This window comes from Sphingobium sp. TomTYG74 (genome assembly GCF_055393875.1).
Map to the genome: position 1 here is coordinate 1,691,872 of NZ_AP027341.1, position 16,623 is coordinate 1,708,494.

11 protein-coding genes and 1 pseudogene are annotated in these 16,623 nt (G+C 58.4%); 4 read left to right on the forward strand and 8 right to left on the reverse strand.

Annotated features, from left to right (window positions below; genetic code table 11):
• Positions 1-50: 50 nt before the first annotated feature.
• Together ACZ5TB_RS08515 and ACZ5TB_RS08520 are read right to left on the reverse strand one after the other, a co-directional pair.
• Positions 51-986, reverse strand: coding sequence for a helix-turn-helix domain-containing protein (locus tag ACZ5TB_RS08515; protein WP_464790894.1), 936 nt, complete (start codon positions 984-986; stop codon positions 51-53).
• 460 nt (positions 987-1,446) lie between these two features.
• A complete protein-coding gene (locus ACZ5TB_RS08520; RefSeq protein ID WP_464790895.1) occupies positions 1,447-1,848 on the reverse strand; it encodes a nuclear transport factor 2 family protein in 402 nt (133 codons plus the stop codon).
• 135 nt (positions 1,849-1,983) lie between these two features.
• Here ACZ5TB_RS08520 and ACZ5TB_RS08525 point away from each other — a divergent pair.
• A pseudogene (locus ACZ5TB_RS08525) lies at positions 1,984-2,133 on the forward strand (IS630 family transposase); the annotation flags it as partial.
• Here the strand turns inward: ACZ5TB_RS08525 and ACZ5TB_RS08530 are convergent.
• The 4 genes from ACZ5TB_RS08530 to ACZ5TB_RS08545 all read right to left on the reverse strand — a co-directional run bounded on the left by ACZ5TB_RS08530 (position 2,100) and on the right by ACZ5TB_RS08545 (position 9,642).
• Positions 2,100-2,899, reverse strand: a protein-coding gene (locus tag ACZ5TB_RS08530; protein WP_464790896.1) for an IS5 family transposase whose coding sequence is annotated in 2 segments (ribosomal slippage) — positions 2,100-2,566 and positions 2,566-2,899 — 801 coding nt in all. Because the reading frame shifts where the segments join, the coding sequence is not laid out codon by codon here. The pseudogene ACZ5TB_RS08525 and the gene ACZ5TB_RS08530 sit on opposite strands and share 34 nt — an antisense overlap.
• Positions 2,900-3,134: 235 nt before the next feature.
• Entirely contained in the window at positions 3,135-5,513 is a 2,379-nt protein-coding gene (locus ACZ5TB_RS08535) for a glycoside hydrolase family 2 TIM barrel-domain containing protein (protein WP_464790897.1), read from the reverse strand.
• 503 nt (positions 5,514-6,016) lie between these two features.
• Positions 6,017-8,287: a TonB-dependent receptor gene (locus ACZ5TB_RS08540; protein WP_464790898.1), complete on the reverse strand. Its 2,271-nt coding sequence runs from the start codon at positions 8,285-8,287 to the stop codon at positions 6,017-6,019.
• 62 nt (positions 8,288-8,349) lie between these two features.
• Positions 8,350-9,642, reverse strand: coding sequence for a sulfotransferase family protein (locus ACZ5TB_RS08545; RefSeq protein WP_464790899.1), 1,293 nt, complete (start codon positions 9,640-9,642; stop codon positions 8,350-8,352).
• A gap of 194 nt (positions 9,643-9,836) precedes the next feature.
• Here ACZ5TB_RS08545 and ACZ5TB_RS08550 point away from each other — a divergent pair, with 194 nt between their 5' ends.
• Positions 9,837-11,090 (forward strand): hypothetical protein, encoded by a 1,254-nt coding sequence (locus ACZ5TB_RS08550; RefSeq protein ID WP_464790900.1) that lies wholly within the window; start codon positions 9,837-9,839, stop codon positions 11,088-11,090.
• Between the two features lie 112 nt (positions 11,091-11,202).
• Here the strand turns inward: ACZ5TB_RS08550 and ACZ5TB_RS08555 are convergent, their stop codons facing one another.
• The gene (locus ACZ5TB_RS08555; protein ID WP_464790901.1) at positions 11,203-12,276 is read right to left on the reverse strand and encodes a helix-turn-helix domain-containing protein; all 1,074 of its coding nucleotides are present in this window, start codon (positions 12,274-12,276) and stop codon (positions 11,203-11,205) included.
• 260 nt (positions 12,277-12,536) lie between these two features.
• Here ACZ5TB_RS08555 and ACZ5TB_RS08560 point away from each other — a divergent pair, with 260 nt between their 5' ends.
• Both ACZ5TB_RS08560 and ACZ5TB_RS08565 read left to right on the forward strand, forming a co-directional pair.
• Complete coding sequence (locus ACZ5TB_RS08560; RefSeq protein ID WP_464790902.1) at positions 12,537-12,842, forward strand: hypothetical protein; 306 nt, start codon at positions 12,537-12,539, stop codon at positions 12,840-12,842.
• Between the two features lie 245 nt (positions 12,843-13,087).
• Positions 13,088-13,630: a hypothetical protein gene (locus ACZ5TB_RS08565; RefSeq protein WP_464790903.1), complete on the forward strand. Its 543-nt coding sequence runs from the start codon at positions 13,088-13,090 to the stop codon at positions 13,628-13,630.
• 566 nt (positions 13,631-14,196) lie between these two features.
• On the opposite strand, the gene ACZ5TB_RS08570 is transcribed toward ACZ5TB_RS08565, so the two are convergent.
• Positions 14,197-16,575, reverse strand: a complete 2,379-nt coding sequence (locus tag ACZ5TB_RS08570; protein WP_464790904.1) for a TonB-dependent receptor — start codon at positions 16,573-16,575, stop codon at positions 14,197-14,199.
• Positions 16,576-16,623 lie beyond the last annotated feature (48 nt).

The window sequence follows — 16,623 nt, forward strand, 5'->3', positions numbered from 1 at the left end:
GTATTGAACGCGTGGGAAGCTGCTCTTGAACGATTGCGGCGCCGTTCCCGTCAGTGCCAGCCGCGTTGCCGGGCATAGGCGCCGGGCGAAATGCCGAAGCGGGACTTGAAGCGGCGGCAGAAATGGGCGGCGTCGGAAAATCCCAGGTCGTAGGCAAGGTCGGTCAGAGCCGGCTGGCAGCTTTCACCGCCCAGCCGCTGCGCTGCGAGGAAAAGACGGCGTTCGATGATATAGGTGGTCGGCGTCGTCGCGAGTTCGGCGAAGACGGCCTGCACGTCGCGCGGCTGGATGCCCAGCGAATCAGCGATCTTCCCCGTCCGCATCGCGCTGTCGGAAATATTCCCGTCGATGAACGCGAAGATACGGCGGCGCAGGTCCGAATTGTCCTGCTCAACCGGCATGGGGGCATTGCCGACGACAAGCGGGACGAGCTGGGAAATGCTCTTGCCCACAGCTTCCGCCTCCTCGGCGGCGATATCGCCGGGCCAATTCTGTTGGAACAGCGATCCCGCCATGTCTCGCAGCACGCCGTTTACCGGCATTGCCCGATCTATCGTGACGGCGGGCTGAATTGGCCGGTCACGCATGGCGGCAACCGGAAATTCGATGACCAGCATCTCATTGCGGTCGGAAATTTCCAGCTCATAAGGTTCATCGGTCAGCACGCAGGTCGCATCGCCCACCGAAAGCGATACTGTGCGGCCCCGCTGGGTCGTCGTGCTGATCCCGGCGGTCTGGATGTGCAGCTTGGCCCGTCCTTCACATCGGGTCGCGGGTCCGTCGATCCACCGCCGGACGGTCGCTCGTTCCGACTGGATCTTGGAGACGCTGATGTCGCCGAGGAGGAAGGTTTTGCTCCGGCCGTGGATGTCGCGTGCGGCATTGACCACGATTCCCGGAAAGGCGGCTTGCAGGAAGCTGTTCCAGCCGTCGAGCCGATGTGCAGATGGACTGGCCGATGTCGAAAAGGTGCTGATCAGCGCCATTTCATAATTCTCCCCATATTCCCTGCATCCGGTCCCGTTGTTACCCCCGGCTGCGGCCTTTATTGCCACTTTCGATGAAAGTAGAGTTGCCTATTGCTATGTTCCATAGCTAAAAATCCCCTAGTGATAAAGAGGAGGCCATGAGCTTCACGGGGATCAATCCTCTGATGGGCGGACATGGATATCCCCCCGCAACCGTTCGATCAGGCTTCCATGCCATCACCCCAGTCGCCATAGGCATGTAGCTGCTCGAAAATTGCGATCTGGAAGCGCTCGGCAAGCAGTGCGCGCGGCTCAACCAATATGACCCCCTCTTCTTCGCCCCTCCGCTGATGATTATCGGCGGCACGGGCAGCCCCGTGACGCCCGTGGCACTACTTTGACAATTGGACAGGTCGGTCCAGGGAATTTGGGTCCATGGCGTGTGTCGGACCGCTACGGCGGTCCGACACGTCCTCGGCTAAGCCAGCGAGAGAACAGCCTGACTTTCTCCCGCACCGGGCATGGTGGTGCTTTCCACATAATCGCGCCAGACCTTGATCTTGTTATTGTCGTCAAGTTCGAAGACGCCCACGATCGGCAGCGCGAGCCTTTCCGCTTCCGGCGTCAGGACATGCTCCACGCGTTCGAGGAACACCACCTTGTCCGTTCCAATCACATGACACAGATCCATGCGATATTCCTGCATCATCTTCATATAGAAGCCCCAGAGCTTCCGAACCTTTTCGCGGCCGACCACTGGCTCTGAGATCAGGTCGGGCGTGAAGGATATGTCATCGCTCACGCACGCCATTGCTCCTTCCAGGTCGGCCTTTTCCCAATTCTCCATAAAGGCGAGAATGAATTTGCAGGGATCAAACATCCTAGTTCCGTCCTTTCTTGTTGTTGCATGTCTGACCTCACTTGCCCGAAGGGAATGAGGGCAAAAGAATATCAGCCGGCTTGGCTCGCCCTTACGCTTGCGAGCAACTCGCTGGAATCCGGTCCCTGATGCAGGGAGGCTTTCTCTCGCCTCAAGGCCATGCTCCGAAAAGCAGGCGAGCGCACCGTCAGCGGCCTCTGGGGCCTCATCGGCACGCTCGACGACATCTTCCAGCCCGCCGAATGTGCCAACTACTTCAGCTCGTGCGGCCATGATCCAGACTGATCGAAAACCGCTCTAATCCAGAAGATGACGGTTGCAGCGATGCAGATGGCTGACATCAAGGTGTGAGCGCAGCGATCGTAGCGGGTCTGGATGCGCCGCCAGTCCTTGAGCCTGCCGAACATATTCTCGATCTTGTGACGCTGGCGGTATAGCATAGCGTCGTGCGGGATCGGGACCTTCCGGTTCCGCTTTGACGGGATGCAGGCCGTGATGTTGCGTTCGGCGAGGGCCTTGCGGAACCAGTCGGCGTCATAGCCTCGATCGCCGAGCAGGGCTTTGGCACGGGGCAAAGCGTCGAGCATCAGGGCTGCTCCCTTGTAATCGCTCATCTGGCCCTCGCTTAGCAGCATGACCAGTGGCCTGCCCTTGCCGTCGCACACGGCGTGGAGCTTCGAGTTCAGGCCGCCTTTGGTGCGTCCGATACGTCTGGGAACAGCCCCTTTTTTAACAGACTGGCAGCTGTCCGGTGCGCCTTCAGATGCGTCGCATCGATCATCAACTGGTCTGGCTTGCCGCCTTGCGCCGAAAGGGCGGAGAAAATCTTGTTGAACACACCGAGACGGCTCCACCGGATGAAACGATTATAGATCGTCTTGGGCGGACCATAGTCGGCGGGCGCATCGCGCCATCGCAAGCCGTTCCTGATGACGAAGATGATACCGCTGATGATCCGACGATCATCCACCTGCGGCACGCCGTGAGAAAGAGGAAAATAGGGCTCGATCCGGCGCATCTGCGCCTCCGACAGCCAAATCAGATCACTCATGGCAACGTCTCCTCACGCAGCCATTGAATCAACCAATCTTCCGCTCGGCAAGAGATTTAATAGGTCCTGACCCTAGACCGGCGCAAAACCGGCACCAGTCCAGCGCCCTGCAGCTCTCACGCCACCGGTCACAGTCCACTCCCAGACTCATTTTGCTGCAACAGACAGAGAGCCTACAAGCGTTTTTCAAAATCCCTAAAGTTATATCTTTCGCTATCCACCTTGGCTGACGGGCTTAAACAATGGCTAGTCGAGCGACCGCCGGCGCGAGGCCCTCTGAGCGGACTGTGATTGATGCGATTGCCATTGCTCCTGTCGGTCGCACGATGGCCAGCGCTCGCCCGTGCCACGTCTTGGCGATGGGTTGCTGTAGACTTGCCACGCCACGAGGGTTGGCATTGCCGAACCCGGCGAGTTCCACCGGCCCGTTGAGCACCGCCTGAAGCACGCGCGCATCGTCGGGCAAAATCCGACCGTGGGCGTCAACAACGCTTATGGTGACGTAGGCGAGATCGTTCGGGCTCGCGCTGATGCGAGCCCGGTCAATGTCAAGACGCAACGCCGCCGCCGACCCGGCTGTCTCCAGCGTGCGGCGGCCGATGAGGGTCTTGCCCTTGTAAGCCGATGCTACGAGTTTTCCAGGCGTATAGGGCAACGTGAACCGAACCTCTGGGCCGTCCGCCTCCACCATCGACCGCTCACCGACAGTCTTTCCATTGAGGGTGAGGACGACGCGGTCCCCCCGGCTGAATACCCTCACGTCGATGGATTTGTTCTCATGGCCGGGCCAGGTCCAGCTTTGAAGCTCATCGCCCCAGCCCCAATTGGAATGGAACGGCTTCTTGCCTTCCGGCAGAGGCCGAATGACGCTTATCTCGATCGGGCTGATCCCCCAGACAACATCCCGCAACAAGGATTGCGGCTTTTGCTGGCCAATAAGGTCGATGTCGCCGCAAAAGGCGTTAACCCAAGGATATTTGGACTGGAAGGGGTCAGTTTCTTCCAAGGCCGACATCCCGACGCCAGACTCGCCATAGTAATCCATCGCGGTCCAGACGAAGTCGCCGAGTGCATAAGGAACGCGATTGATCGTGCTCCAAATCGCTGCCACGTCTTTGGGGAAGCTCTCGGTGCCTAGAAATAGGCGTCCCGGATATTGGGAATGTTCCTTCTCATAGGCGACGTAATTATAGTTGTACCCTGCGATATCCAGGAACTGGGTAGCCGCTTGGTCAGGCGTTCCGTCGCTCCGGGTCACGGCCGCCCCATTCCATCCGTTGATACCGGCGGTGATCGGGCGGGTGGGATCAAGTTGGCGGATTTCCTCTACCATCTGGCGGGCAATATCGACGCCCAGGGGCCGATATTTCTCCGGTATTTCGTTCCCGATGCTCCAGATGATGACGCTGGGGTGATTGGCATCACGTTCTACGAACGCGCTCAGGTCGCGGCGCCAATGCTCCTGGAAATAGACGTGATAATCATCCGGGATCTTGGGAATGGTCCAGCTGTCGAATGCTTCCTCGACGACAAGCATACCCAATCGGTCGCAGGCGTCGAGAAAGCTCGACGACGGCGGGTTGTGGGATGTCCTGATCGCATTGAAACCTCGTGCCTTGAGCAGTTCGATCTTGCGTTCTTCCGCCCTGTCGATCGCGACCGCGCCGATCAATCCATTGTCATGATGGATGCAGCCGCCCCGTAGCTTGGTGGGCGTGCCATTGATCAAAAGTCCGCGCTCGACGTCTATCTCGATCTGGCGCACGCCAAAGGTGGTAGCCATCCGATCTACCACGCCCCCTGCCTCGTGAAGCGTGCATTCTGCCTTGTACAAGGCAGGCCTATCAGGCGACCATGTGCGCGGTCTGGAAATCTCCATCGACAAGGTAGTTTCGGCGGTAGCGGGAGCTTCGCCCCGAGCGACTACACGTCCGCTGGCGTCACGCAGCGCCACAGCGATAGTCGAGCCCGGTTTTATGTTCTCGACGCGCGCTCGAACGGCAACGGCAGCACGGTCGGCATTGATCTCCGGCGTGGTGACGCGCACTCCCCAGCGACTGAAGCGAGAGGCGCGCGTGACATTGAGGCGAACCGCGCGGTAAATGCCGGACCCGGAATACCATCGGCTGTTACTGCCCAAATTGGAAACTCGCACAGCCAGAACATTGTCGCCCGTCGCACGGATATGCGGCGTCAAATCGAGTGCGATGGGCGAATAACCATAGACGTTGGAAGCGATATGCTCGCCGTTGAGCCAGAACTCAGCAGTCCCGTAAATTCCGTCGAATACCAGCTCAATATAAGCATCGGCGGGCAGAACGGGGAGGGAGAAACGCTTACGATACCAACCCACGCCCCCCACAGTATAGCCCGTATGCCTTCCTCCTGCGCTTCGCGTAGCCGCAATCAGCAGCGGCGGCGGCGCACCCTCAAAAGGACCGATCATCCTCGGTGCGTCCTTGACGGGAGCCCAGATCGGCGCAGTATCGACATCCCGGATCACCGCGTTGACGGACGGTTCCTGAGGCTCCAAATCCTCAATGCTCCAGTCGTGCGGCAGGACAAGGCGTCGCCAGCCGGAATCGTTGAAGATAGGGGTTGAGGCTTCGGCCATATCTCCGCGAAAGAACGTCCATCCTCGATCGAAAGGCTGGTCTCGAAGCCCTGCGGCGAACTCCTGTAGGGGAGTAGAAGCATAGGTCATACCTGTCATAGACAGCGCTGTGGATGCTGCTGCCAACTGCAACGCGGAGCGTCGCGAGATCCTAAAATGATTGTCTTGCAACTGATTGTTCCAGTTTTTGGATCATCTTGCCCTAACGATGTTGACCTTTTCGGTCTAGAAGCGACCGGCCACATCTTTCATCCCGACAATGCGCGATATCGTTGCCAGCCCTGAACGTTGGGGGCGTATTCAGGGGTGTCACGCCCATCATGACGATCGGACGTCGCAAATGGGCACGTGGGTCGTGATCAATGCAGATTGGTATAATTTCCGCCCCGACCCGCCTACATTCGCTCGAACGTAAGCCGACCCGGCCTTTTGGGCCGAGTCGGCTCTCCCCCCCAATAGTGGCTGGAGAAAGCCGCGCTCTCTCCAGCCCTTGTTCAAGGACGTCAGAACTTCAACGTCAAGTCCACGCCATAGGTGCGTGCCGGTAGGAAATAGCTCGCCAGCGTCGGTCCCACATTGCCGCTGAAGGTGATCGATCGGTTGTTGGTCAGGTTCTTGCCCCAGGCCTGGACTGTTGCCTTCAGGCTACCGATCGGCAGATCGGTCAGCGTGGCGCGGGCATTGACCAGCCAGCGTTCGGGCGCCTGCGCCTGGTCCCTGAAGGCCGGGTCGACGGCGGTAAACTGTTTCGCCGCTGCCTGCGTATCTGCCCCGAATGAAAGGGCGGCACCGTTGCTCATTGTTGGGAGGGTGTAGGTCGCTGCCAGCGAGGCAGTCCATTTCGGACGATAGGCCTCAAGGAAGGTGCGGGGGTCGCCTACGGACGGGTCCAACTCCAAGTACTTAAAGTTAGTGTAGCCAAAATTGCCGGTCAGTGTCAATCCGTCAAAAGGAATAACGGTCGCTTCGACTTCCGCACCCCAAGTACGTGACTTGCCAGCATTAAGAATAATTGCAGAACCAGACGGGAATACTGTGAACTGCAGTCCGCGATAGTCTAGATAAAAAGCTGCGGCGTTTACGCGAAGACGCCGATCGAGAAGATCCATCTTAGCGCCGATTTCGTAATTTGTCACTTCTTCCGGCGAGAATGGCGTGCCGTTGCTTGTGCCGCCCGAGAGATAGCCGGTTGACGTCGATGCATAGACCATCACGTCCGCATTAGGACGATAGGTCACGTTGGCCAGATAGTTGAACCGCTGCTTTCGATAATGGAAATTGCCCAGAATCGGGCCGTTGTTATAGACCGCGACCTTGCGATCAAAAGTCTCACGTCCACCCAGAGTGACGTCAAGCTTGTCGGTGAGGTGGAGCGTGGCCTGGGCAAACACCGCATAGGAAGTCGACTGGAAGCGGTTGTCCGGTACCGATGGCGCCGAGATCACGAAGTTTGGAACAGTCTGGAAGAAGAATACCTGGGGAATGCCAGGACCGCCACTGACCAGCTTTTCGTTAAAGTAGAATAGTCCTCCTACCATCTCAAGCGAGTTAGTCGAAACGTTGAGTTGTAGTTCTTCGGTGACTTGCTTGAAGTCAGTCTCGCTGGCGAGGGTCACGGCCAACAGCGGATCGCCTGTGTCGTCGTCGATCAGGCCGCCAAGGCCGTCCAGTTGGTTGATCGAATTGCCCTTCTGCTTGCGCAGCGCTGCGATGTTCTTGACCGTGACCGTGTCCGACAGGGCAAAGGTGGCCGTCAGCGTATGGCCCTGCACGAGTTGGTGCGAGTTGGAGGTGAACCAGTTGTTCACCGCCTTCGGTCGTTTGTCGTACTCGGTGAAATCGCCGCTGACGGTGCCCCGCCCGAACAGCCCATTGAGGAAATTGACCGTGCCCTGGCTCTGTGCGGGAGGCAAGATGGAGGCGGTGGCACCCGGCGAGCCCTTGTTGAGCGTGCGATCATATTTGTAGCTGATGTCGATGTCGCTATTGGGATTGTAGCGCAGCGCGGCTCGAAAGGCCGTGGTGTCCTCCGCGCCAAGTGTATCGGCGGCTCGATAAACTGTGCGCCGCCCGTTGGTCGCGTCTGTGAAGTCCCAAGTCGTGCCGGCGCCTAGGTTGCGCACATCGCCGTCCCGCTTCTTCTTATAGAAGTTGAACTGGGCGCTGAAGCCGTTCCATTCGGGCGTGTCGAGCCGGACCTTGAACCGACGCAGGTCGTAATTGCCGAGCGAACCCTGGATATAGCCGCCCAGCTTGCCGGTAGGGTTTGAAGTAAGGACGCTGATCGCGCCGCCCGTCGAGTTGCGGCCGAACAGGGTGCCTTGCGGCCCGCGCAGCACCTCGATCCGTTCTATGTCGGCGAAGTCGAACTGGGCGCCGACCGCGCGACCGAGATACACCCCATCGACATAGATGGAGACCGGATTGTCCGATTCCGGAGCGGTGTTGGATGCCAGGACGCCGCGGATCGAGAAGCTAGCGATCTGGTTGCCGCCGATTTGCGGAAGGGCAATGACGTTCGGCGCGAAGGATGAAATGTCGTTGACTGTCTCTATACGGTTGTTCTGTATCTGCTCGGTGCCGATCGCTGACACGGCGATCGGAACATCCTGCAGATTCTGTTCCCGCTTCTGCGCGGTCACGATGATGTCAGCGACTTTGTCGTTCCGCCCGGAACTGTCGTCCCTGGGCGCGGCGGGCGCCTGGGCATACACGGTCTGCGGAACGAGTGCCGCCAGCGCAACACCTGACGCGAGTAACTTGAGTCTTCTCATCTTATTCTCCCCTCCTTATATTCCTCCGCGCGGCTTTGCCGTCTGTCATAATAGTTGTAATATCATATTTCGTTGGGAACATTGAAGTAGCTTTGATAGCGTGCATAATTGGCGCGCTCGGCTTGGATGACTGGGTCATCGGTTTGCGACTTCTTATATTTGGAACTATTGCCATGTGATTGGCCGTGACGGCTTTTCAGGAATGTTAGCATGCGATCCGTTGCCTCAGGTGTCAGTTCCAGACGAAGCGACGAATAGATCTCTCGAATGGCATCTTCCGGCGCCTCCATGAACTGGGTGTAGACGGAATTGGCATAATTGCCTTCGCGCAACGTGCCGTCTTCGATCCAGTTGATGACGTCGTCCCACATCTTGATCCGGCCATCGAGCGCCGCCCATTCGCGGCCTGTGGAATTGCTGCCGTAGATGTCATCGGTTCGCCAGGAGAAGATGGTCCCGCCGACGTTGGTGACCGAATCGGACGAGGCGATAGGGTCGCGGTGCGGCAGGATGATCTTGGCGTCCGGATAGGCCTTCAGCAACTGCGGGATGCGCGGCATATGCGTCGGATTCTTGAGCAGCCAATGTTGCTTGGGATGCCCCCACTGCAAAAGCTTCAGCACCTTCGTGTGCCAGTGGAAATGGTAGGCCGGATCCTGGCTGTTAAAATAGCTTTCGTAGCTTTGGACGTTCATTGCCGTCGCCCAGACTTCGGAGAAGAAGGCGAGATAGGTGAACTCGATATCCTCTACCGGCAGGTCGCCGCCCCAGGCATGCATGCTCTTCCATTCAGGGCTAAGCGCATGGACGAAATCGACCCGGTCCTGCGCCTTGGCGATCCAGTGATTGATCTCCGCCTGGTCCGCGTTGGGACGCCCGTCAGGGAAGAGGGCTTCCCAGCGCTGAACCGACCGGAACTGCGGATCCTGCGACAACGTCTCGTGCAGGATGGTGGTGCCCGAGCGGCCGAAACCCAGAATGAAGACAGGCTCCTTGACCACTTCCTGATCGATTTCGGGATGCCGCTTATAGGCGTCGACGACGCGCAGCCGCGCCTCGAGATAGCCCAATATGTCGGACCGGGTCAGGATGCGGCCGACGAAATTCAGCGCGGCATCTTCGTCGATTGACTTCAGCAGCAGACGGAAATGTTCCCGCCAGCCATCTTCCTCGAAATCATCGAGGCCGGTGTTGCGACGCGCCGCATCGACCAGCGAATTTTCGTCGAGGGGGACGATGCCGCCAATGTCCAGCTTGCTACCCAGAGCGTTGAGATCGCTTGCCCATTGCGGGCGCGGCGGCAGCTGCCAGGCGGCCCGACGTTTGAGAAGACCCTCATCTTCTTTCAATGCCATCAGTGTCTCTCCAGGTCGCGGGCGACAGCCGCCCTTTTGAAGTAAAGGTATCGGCGTAGCGCCCAGCGTCCAGCGCCACGGAAGGACAAAAGGCGTCGAACTAAGGGATAAAAGGCTCCACAGTCGTTTCTCGCCTGCACTGCGCGCCGCTTCCTGTCAGAACAGGGCGACTTTCAAGCACAGGAATGCGCAAGATGGTAGAAATCGCGGCATCACCTTTGGCGACCGAAGATCAGATTGAGATCGAGCGGCGTACGCTGGCATTGGCGGCGCGGGCGGACGTGCGCGCTATCTGCGAGCGCATCGGCGACTATTGGCGCAACGCCGTCGCCACCAGTCCCGAGCAGCTGGCGCGGTTCGACGCGGAGTATGCGCGCGCGGTTCAGTGCGGGCTGGTGACCGCAGCCAATCATGATCCGCTCTATCCGCGCATACACGCCTTTGGGCGCTCGGCGCACGAACTGGACGGAACGAGCGTTGCGTCGACCCGTTTCGGCCATCCCAATCCCGACTATATTTACCGGTTCATGATCATCGACGAGGAGTCGCGCTATGAGGTGAGCGGGCGCTTCCCGGACGGAGCGGACGGCCCCATCGCCCTGGAAATTTCGCTGCTGACCAGGGGGGAGGTCTACCTTAAGAACATCTCACTGCACGAACTTGAGGTCCGGTCGGATGGCAGTTTCACCCTCCATATCGACGCACTGCCAGCCGACGGCAGAGCCAATCACCTATCCTCGGCAGGCGGCGGCTATCAACTGCTGGTGCGCGACATCATCGCCGATGCCTGGCGCCAGCGTCCGGTGCAGCTGGGTGTCCGCCGTTTTGGACCTCCGCCTTCGCGGCCGGAACTCGGGTTGGATGCGATGGCGCAAGGCGTTGAGGCGCATCTGCGCAAGCAGGCCGATGACATGATCGCCGCTGCTCGCAATCTGGCGGGGAAGCCCGCCAATGAATTTGTAACACCCAAGGTGCATACAGAGGCTGCATTTCCCGTGGGTCAAGCCTACTCGGCCGGCCGTTTCCTCATCGCTGACGACGAGGCGCTGGTCTTCATCGTCGAAAGAGGAGTCGCGGCCTTTGCCTCGGTGACGGTCAGCAATTTCTGGGGCGGCGTCGGCGAATCTGTCCGCCGCCCGGTTTCGCTTGGCACTACAATGGCGAAGTCCAACCCCGACGGGCGTTTCGTCTTCGTCCTCAGCCATGGCGATCCGGGAGTTCATAATTGGGTTAATCCCGACGGACTTCACGAAGGCGCGGTGCTGGTCCGCTGGGTCGGTCTCGGCCCGGATTGGGGAAATAGACCCCCTCCGGCCCTGGAAGTGTTTCGCGTCAAACTGGACACGCTGGCCGAACATCTGCCGGATGGCACGCCGCGCATCAATGCCGCCGCGCGCGCGCTCCAGATCGAGGACCGGGCGCGGGCCTATGGGGTGCTGCTCGGCTAGAGCATCGTGCGCAAAAGTGGGAACCGGTTTTGCGCTTAAAAGGATGCGATAACAGAAAACTAGAGCGCGCGACCTGCGTCCGATTAAACGCAGCGCGCTCTAGGGCGCTGGGTCAGCGGGTCTGTGCCGCCGGGGTGGTCTTACCGCTAGTGGCGCGCTTGCGGAACATGGTCGGAGACAGGCCGGTGCAGCGCTGGAAGGCACGCGCAAAGGCGCGGCTGGAGGAATAGTCGAGTTGATAGGCAATGCGATCGATGCTCGCTTGGCCGGTCGCCAGGAATTCTTGCGCGATCTCCGTGCGCACCTGGTCCTTGATATCTTGAAAGGCGCCGTTCTCGTGCACCAGTCGGCGCCGCAAGGTCGCCTCGCTCACGCCCAGGGCGCGCGCCAGCTCGCCGGTTGTGGGAACATGCTGGCCACGATGCAGGGCAGAGCGATAGATGGCCGCGATCCGTTCCCCCAGATCCGCCTCCACGCTTTCCGTGACGATCAGGTTGTCCGGAAAGCCCTTCAGGAAGTCATGGAGTTGCACATTGGAGCGGACGATCGGCAGTTTGAGTTGGCAAGCGGGGAACAGGATGGCGTTAGCAGAGGCATCATGGCGGGGCCTGATGTTGAACGTGCTGGACAGCGCATCGCTCTCGCGGGTGGCGTGATGACGCACCATATAGGTGCAGCGGAGCGGTTCGCCGATCAGCCAGCCGAACAGCCCGCTGAACAGCATCAGCGCGTTGACCGAAAAAAATTCTTCCCAGCATTGTTCGAGCGGCCCCAGCCCGATTTGGAAACAGGCTTCGTCGCCTTCCACGCTCAGTCCCGCCGAGCCGAAACGGTCTGCGGCCATTGTGCTGAAGGTGAGGATCCGTTCAATGGCTTCGTTCAGGACCGTGCTGCTGATGACGGCGTGGCACATAAGCTGAAATTCGTGGAGCTGCATAGCCGGGCGCTGGGGGGATACGAGTTTGGCGCGGATCGCCACGATGCAGATCTGCCGAAGTTTGACGAACTGGTGAAGGGGCAGGCCTGAAACGCTGGCGTCCTTGAGATGGGCAAGGTCGAAGGATAATTTGCACTGACGGAGAAGAGCGGTAGTGTCGATGTCGAGGCTGTGGGCCTTTTCCAGCAGCGCCTGGATATGATCAGCCGCAACATGGCTTGCGAACGACAGACGTTCCGTTGTGCTCATGGGCTCTCCTCGCAGGGCAAACGACCGGCCTCCTGCTTCTCCCTCGGCTCGGCTGAGGGGGCGAGTGCCCGGCACGTCATGTTCCGTATCCAACACTTATTGCAGCTTCGCCTCCGTCGCAAGGATGGCGGCGGCGCAGCGTTCCGTTTGCGTGCGGCAGCGCTGCCTTGATAGGCGGCGGTGTTGTCAGGTAGGCGTCTGTATTCGCCTGTTCTATATAAGATGGCGGATTTTGAGCGGTTGAAGGCTTCTCAAAGGCCATGGAACTCGCCCCTCGCGGCTGGAAGCGCATACGCGCAAACGATGATGAAGGGCCAAAGGCAGCGATTGCCGGAATCACCGAGCTTGCAGCATTCGCAGATGGTCGACATGAGTTGACCGAGGGAGAAGAGGACCGCTGGGACCGGGAAGCACCAGACCTGATCCCCATTTGGGTTCAGATGCTGCATGAATGGCGGCTGGAAAATGATCAGAATCGGCCTTTGGCAGCGAAAGGCGGAAAGGTAGGTCGGAATGATCCCTGCCCTGCGGATCAGGCAAAAAATACAAGAAATGGTGTGGCTTGAATTAACGGCCATCCCTTCAATCTTGCGGACGCATAGGTAAACGTATTACTCGGTTGACGTATGCCGGTGCTTAACGCCTTGGGGATAATACCTTTGTCCTGCTTGCGCGAATCAGCAAATTACTTACCATGTGCAAGACAACGGAATTAGGAGTAAGTCGCGCGCCATTCCAGTTGCTAGTCCAACGCGGGAAATCTGCTGCTCTGGAGATGACGAGGGACTGAGGAGATTAAGCGGGGTACAGCGTGAAGGGTGAAATCCTCGGCTTCAGCGATGCTTACGGTGGTGCAATCTCCGGCGAGGACGGCACCCGCTATCGCTTTGACCCTACAGATTGGCGCGGCTCCCTTGCCCCCTCGGCGAGCGAACGTGTCGATTTCCAGATAGTTGAGGGTCGTGCGATCGATGTCTATCCGATCGGGCCGAAAAGTCAGACAGTGGCCAGCGATGCTGTAGCGGCAGCGACTGCCCAAAACCCTAGTCCCGCGCTATGGACCACACCGATGTTCGGCATAGGGGCGGCTATTGTCGTACTTTTCTATGTCTTCTTAATTCCACCGACGCTGTTCCATCCCATGGGCGGCAATTTCAAGCCACGGCTATTGATAGGCCTATCAATCGCGGCCATTGTATGGCGAAACAAGCGGAGTTTCGCCCGCACAGACCAATATGGTGTTGAGACCTATCGGGGCTTCGGTCACCTCATGGGTTCTGGCATGGTCGATCTGGTGGTAAGTTTTGCGGCCATCTCAGGTATGGTCATCGGCGGGTTCGCATTGCTTTTTTGATCCACAAACGAATTTCTCGCGCAGTGTTAGGGCATTCGGATTGACGCCCGTTCCCTTGAATCTGCCGAATCATAAGCCCAGAGTGCCTCCCACAGGGAACCCACGGCGGACCCATCTCAAAGCGCTTTCAGTGGGGGATCCCGGCCCATAAAGCCAAGGCGATGGTGCCCCACAGACGACAAAGATGGGCACTCAAATCACTGGGAGATTTCGATCCTTCGCTCGGTGTAGTCCGCCATTTCGCCGAGACGGCCGCTCATGGTCTACACCCATAGTACGCGAGATAAGTGGTTAGAGGAGGTGCAGCGGACGGTGCACCACTCCTTACGAGATATGAGCAGACGGATGCCTCTCCACAGTCTGGCGCCGAATTTGCTATCCATATAATATGAACAGTCAAATGAGGTACCCGATAAGTGAAAATCCTCTCCATCGCGGTTGAAGCCTTCCGATCTCGAAAAATGTGTTAGTTGGTCAAAATTATAACCGGAACACATTGTCCTATTCATCGCCCCAGTGAACCTGCCTTCCTCAAAAAGTCACCAAAGCGTATCACATCCCCCGTCTTAGAATTTTGCTCCGAGTTCTACACCATAGGTCCGCCCCCGATCATAGGCTGTGACCAACTGAAGCACGGAGACGCCATAGGGATTGAAGCGCTTGTTGAAGATGTTCTGGCCAAATGCCGACAAGCTCACCTTGCCCCCTCCGACTGGGACATCCATCAATCCCAGCCTGGCGTCCACTACCGTCCGGGCGGGCACGCCGTCATATTGTTCAAGAGTTGAGATCGCACCGGTTGCAGCCTCGCGGATCGGGCGCTGCAAGAAATAATGCTTGCTCTTATATGTCGCGTCGACACGGGCATTGATATAGCTGCCATTTGCGAACTCCGGCGCGGAATAGTTCACAGATCCTCTGGCAGTCCATTTTGAAAAGAACACCGGTCGAGATTCATCCGCGATGTCCACGCCATTTATGATGAACTCCTGATAGTCGAAATCGGTATAGCTCGCATTCCCACTTAGGGTGAGGCCGGGGAACGGTGCGATTTCGGTCTCGACCTCAATGCCCTTGATCGTTGCCTTTCCTGCATTGTCGAACCGCTGCCGTCCATTGACGAACTGCTGCACCTGCAAGCCACGGTATTTATTATGGAAGGCTGCGATGTTCGCCCGCATCTTGTTGTCGAAAAGAATCGTCTTCAGTCCGACTTCGAATGATTGCAGCGTTTCAGGTTCGTACGGAATGCCGCTCAATATGCCGCCAGAGACATATCCTGTGGCGACCTTGCCATAGGCAGTAAGCCTGCTAGATGGGCGCCAGTTTGCAATCGCGGTGTAGTTCAGCTTCTCAAAAGAGGCCTTATACCGCCCAACGCCCAGACTGCCGCCCTGCCCGCCGGTGATCGCCTTGATGTCGAGTTCGCGGTCGTCGATGGTATAACGCAGGCCGCCGGTCAGATCGAAGGTAGGGGTTATGTGCCATGTCAGCTGGCCATAGCCTGCCATGGAGTCGTTGACGGCAACGGTGCTGGTCAAGCCATTGCCGAACGGGCCGTCCAGTCCGGGAAGCGGAATGACGACGCCATCCTCAACCGGCTGAAAGGTTCCCAACACGTCCTTCGCCGGTGACTTTTCATGGAAATAAAATAGGCCTGCCGTGAGATCGAACAAGTCGGTAGTTAGCTGAAACTGCAGTTCCTGGCTGAACTGCTTCTGCTGCGTAGTACGGGCAGTGAGCAGAGAGAAGAAGCTGTCATTGGGGCCGGGCGCATTAGCCGGGTCCAGCACGCCCGCGACGTTGCGCCCCAGCAGCGCACTAAGTTGCGCAAGGGTGAAGCGGTTGCCGCCGGTTCCGCCAAGGTCGTAGATATAGGGTTTCTGTTCCAGCTCACGATATGCGGAAATGCTCTTCACAGAAAAATTGTCTGTCGCCTGAAGCGCCAAGGTAAGGCTGTGCCCTTGGGTTATGACATGCTCCTTGCTGCTGGCATTGGCCACTGCATCAAGGCGGCGCGACGAAATATTAGTGATGCCTCCAAATAGAGGCTGGAACGCGATAATCCCTGACAGCAAGGCTCCTGTCGAATCCGGTATCACGCCAAAAGTCTGGATCGCGCGGCCCAAAGACTGGCTGTCGGTATAGTCGAAGCGATAGGTCGCGACCAAGTCGCCAAAGTCGCCCTTAACGCTGGCCTGTACACCATCGACGTTCGTCATGCCGAGATCTTTGCCGTAGCGGAAGACCCCGAAACTCGGCTCGCGCAATCTCAGATCGATCGTCCGCCCTGCGAGAAGATTTTCGACATCGCCGTCAATCTGATCGTGCAGATAGGAAAGTCTGGCAGAGAAAGGTCCGAATGACGGAAGATCGAGGGTGACCTTACCCCGGAATGCGTTGTAATTGCCGTAGGACAGGTTGGCATTCACGCCCCATTCGCCCTTTGGATCAGCCGTGGTGATGTTGAGGGCGCCGCTGGTGGCGTTGCGACCGAACAAGGTTCCCTGTGGACCGCGAAGCACCTCTACGCGTTGAATATCGGCCAGGTCGAAAAGCGAACCGACGGACCGCCCGACATAAACGCCGTCGACATAGATGCCGACCTTGGGATCGACAGAATTATTCGCGACGCCCGACGTAATGCCCCGGATCGCGACTGTGACGCTCGACTGCTGGCCGCGGGTCGTGACCTGCAGGCCCGGCGCCAGAGCGTCGAGCCTTCGCGCGTTGGTGATACGCAACTGCTCAAGCTGTTCGGTGCCGAACGCCGTCACTGCAACCGGCACGCTCTGCAGGCTCTCTTCGCGCCGCTGTGCAGTGACGACAATGTCGTTGAGCCCGACTTCCTGCTGCGGGCCACTCTCCTGCGCCAACGCGGGTGTGGTCATGGCCAGGACGCTGCCTGCCATCATGAAATGGCGGATTTGAAGAAGATGCTTCAAGGACCTATCCCCTCTATATTCTAATTAGTCTTATTGTACGCAATGAGC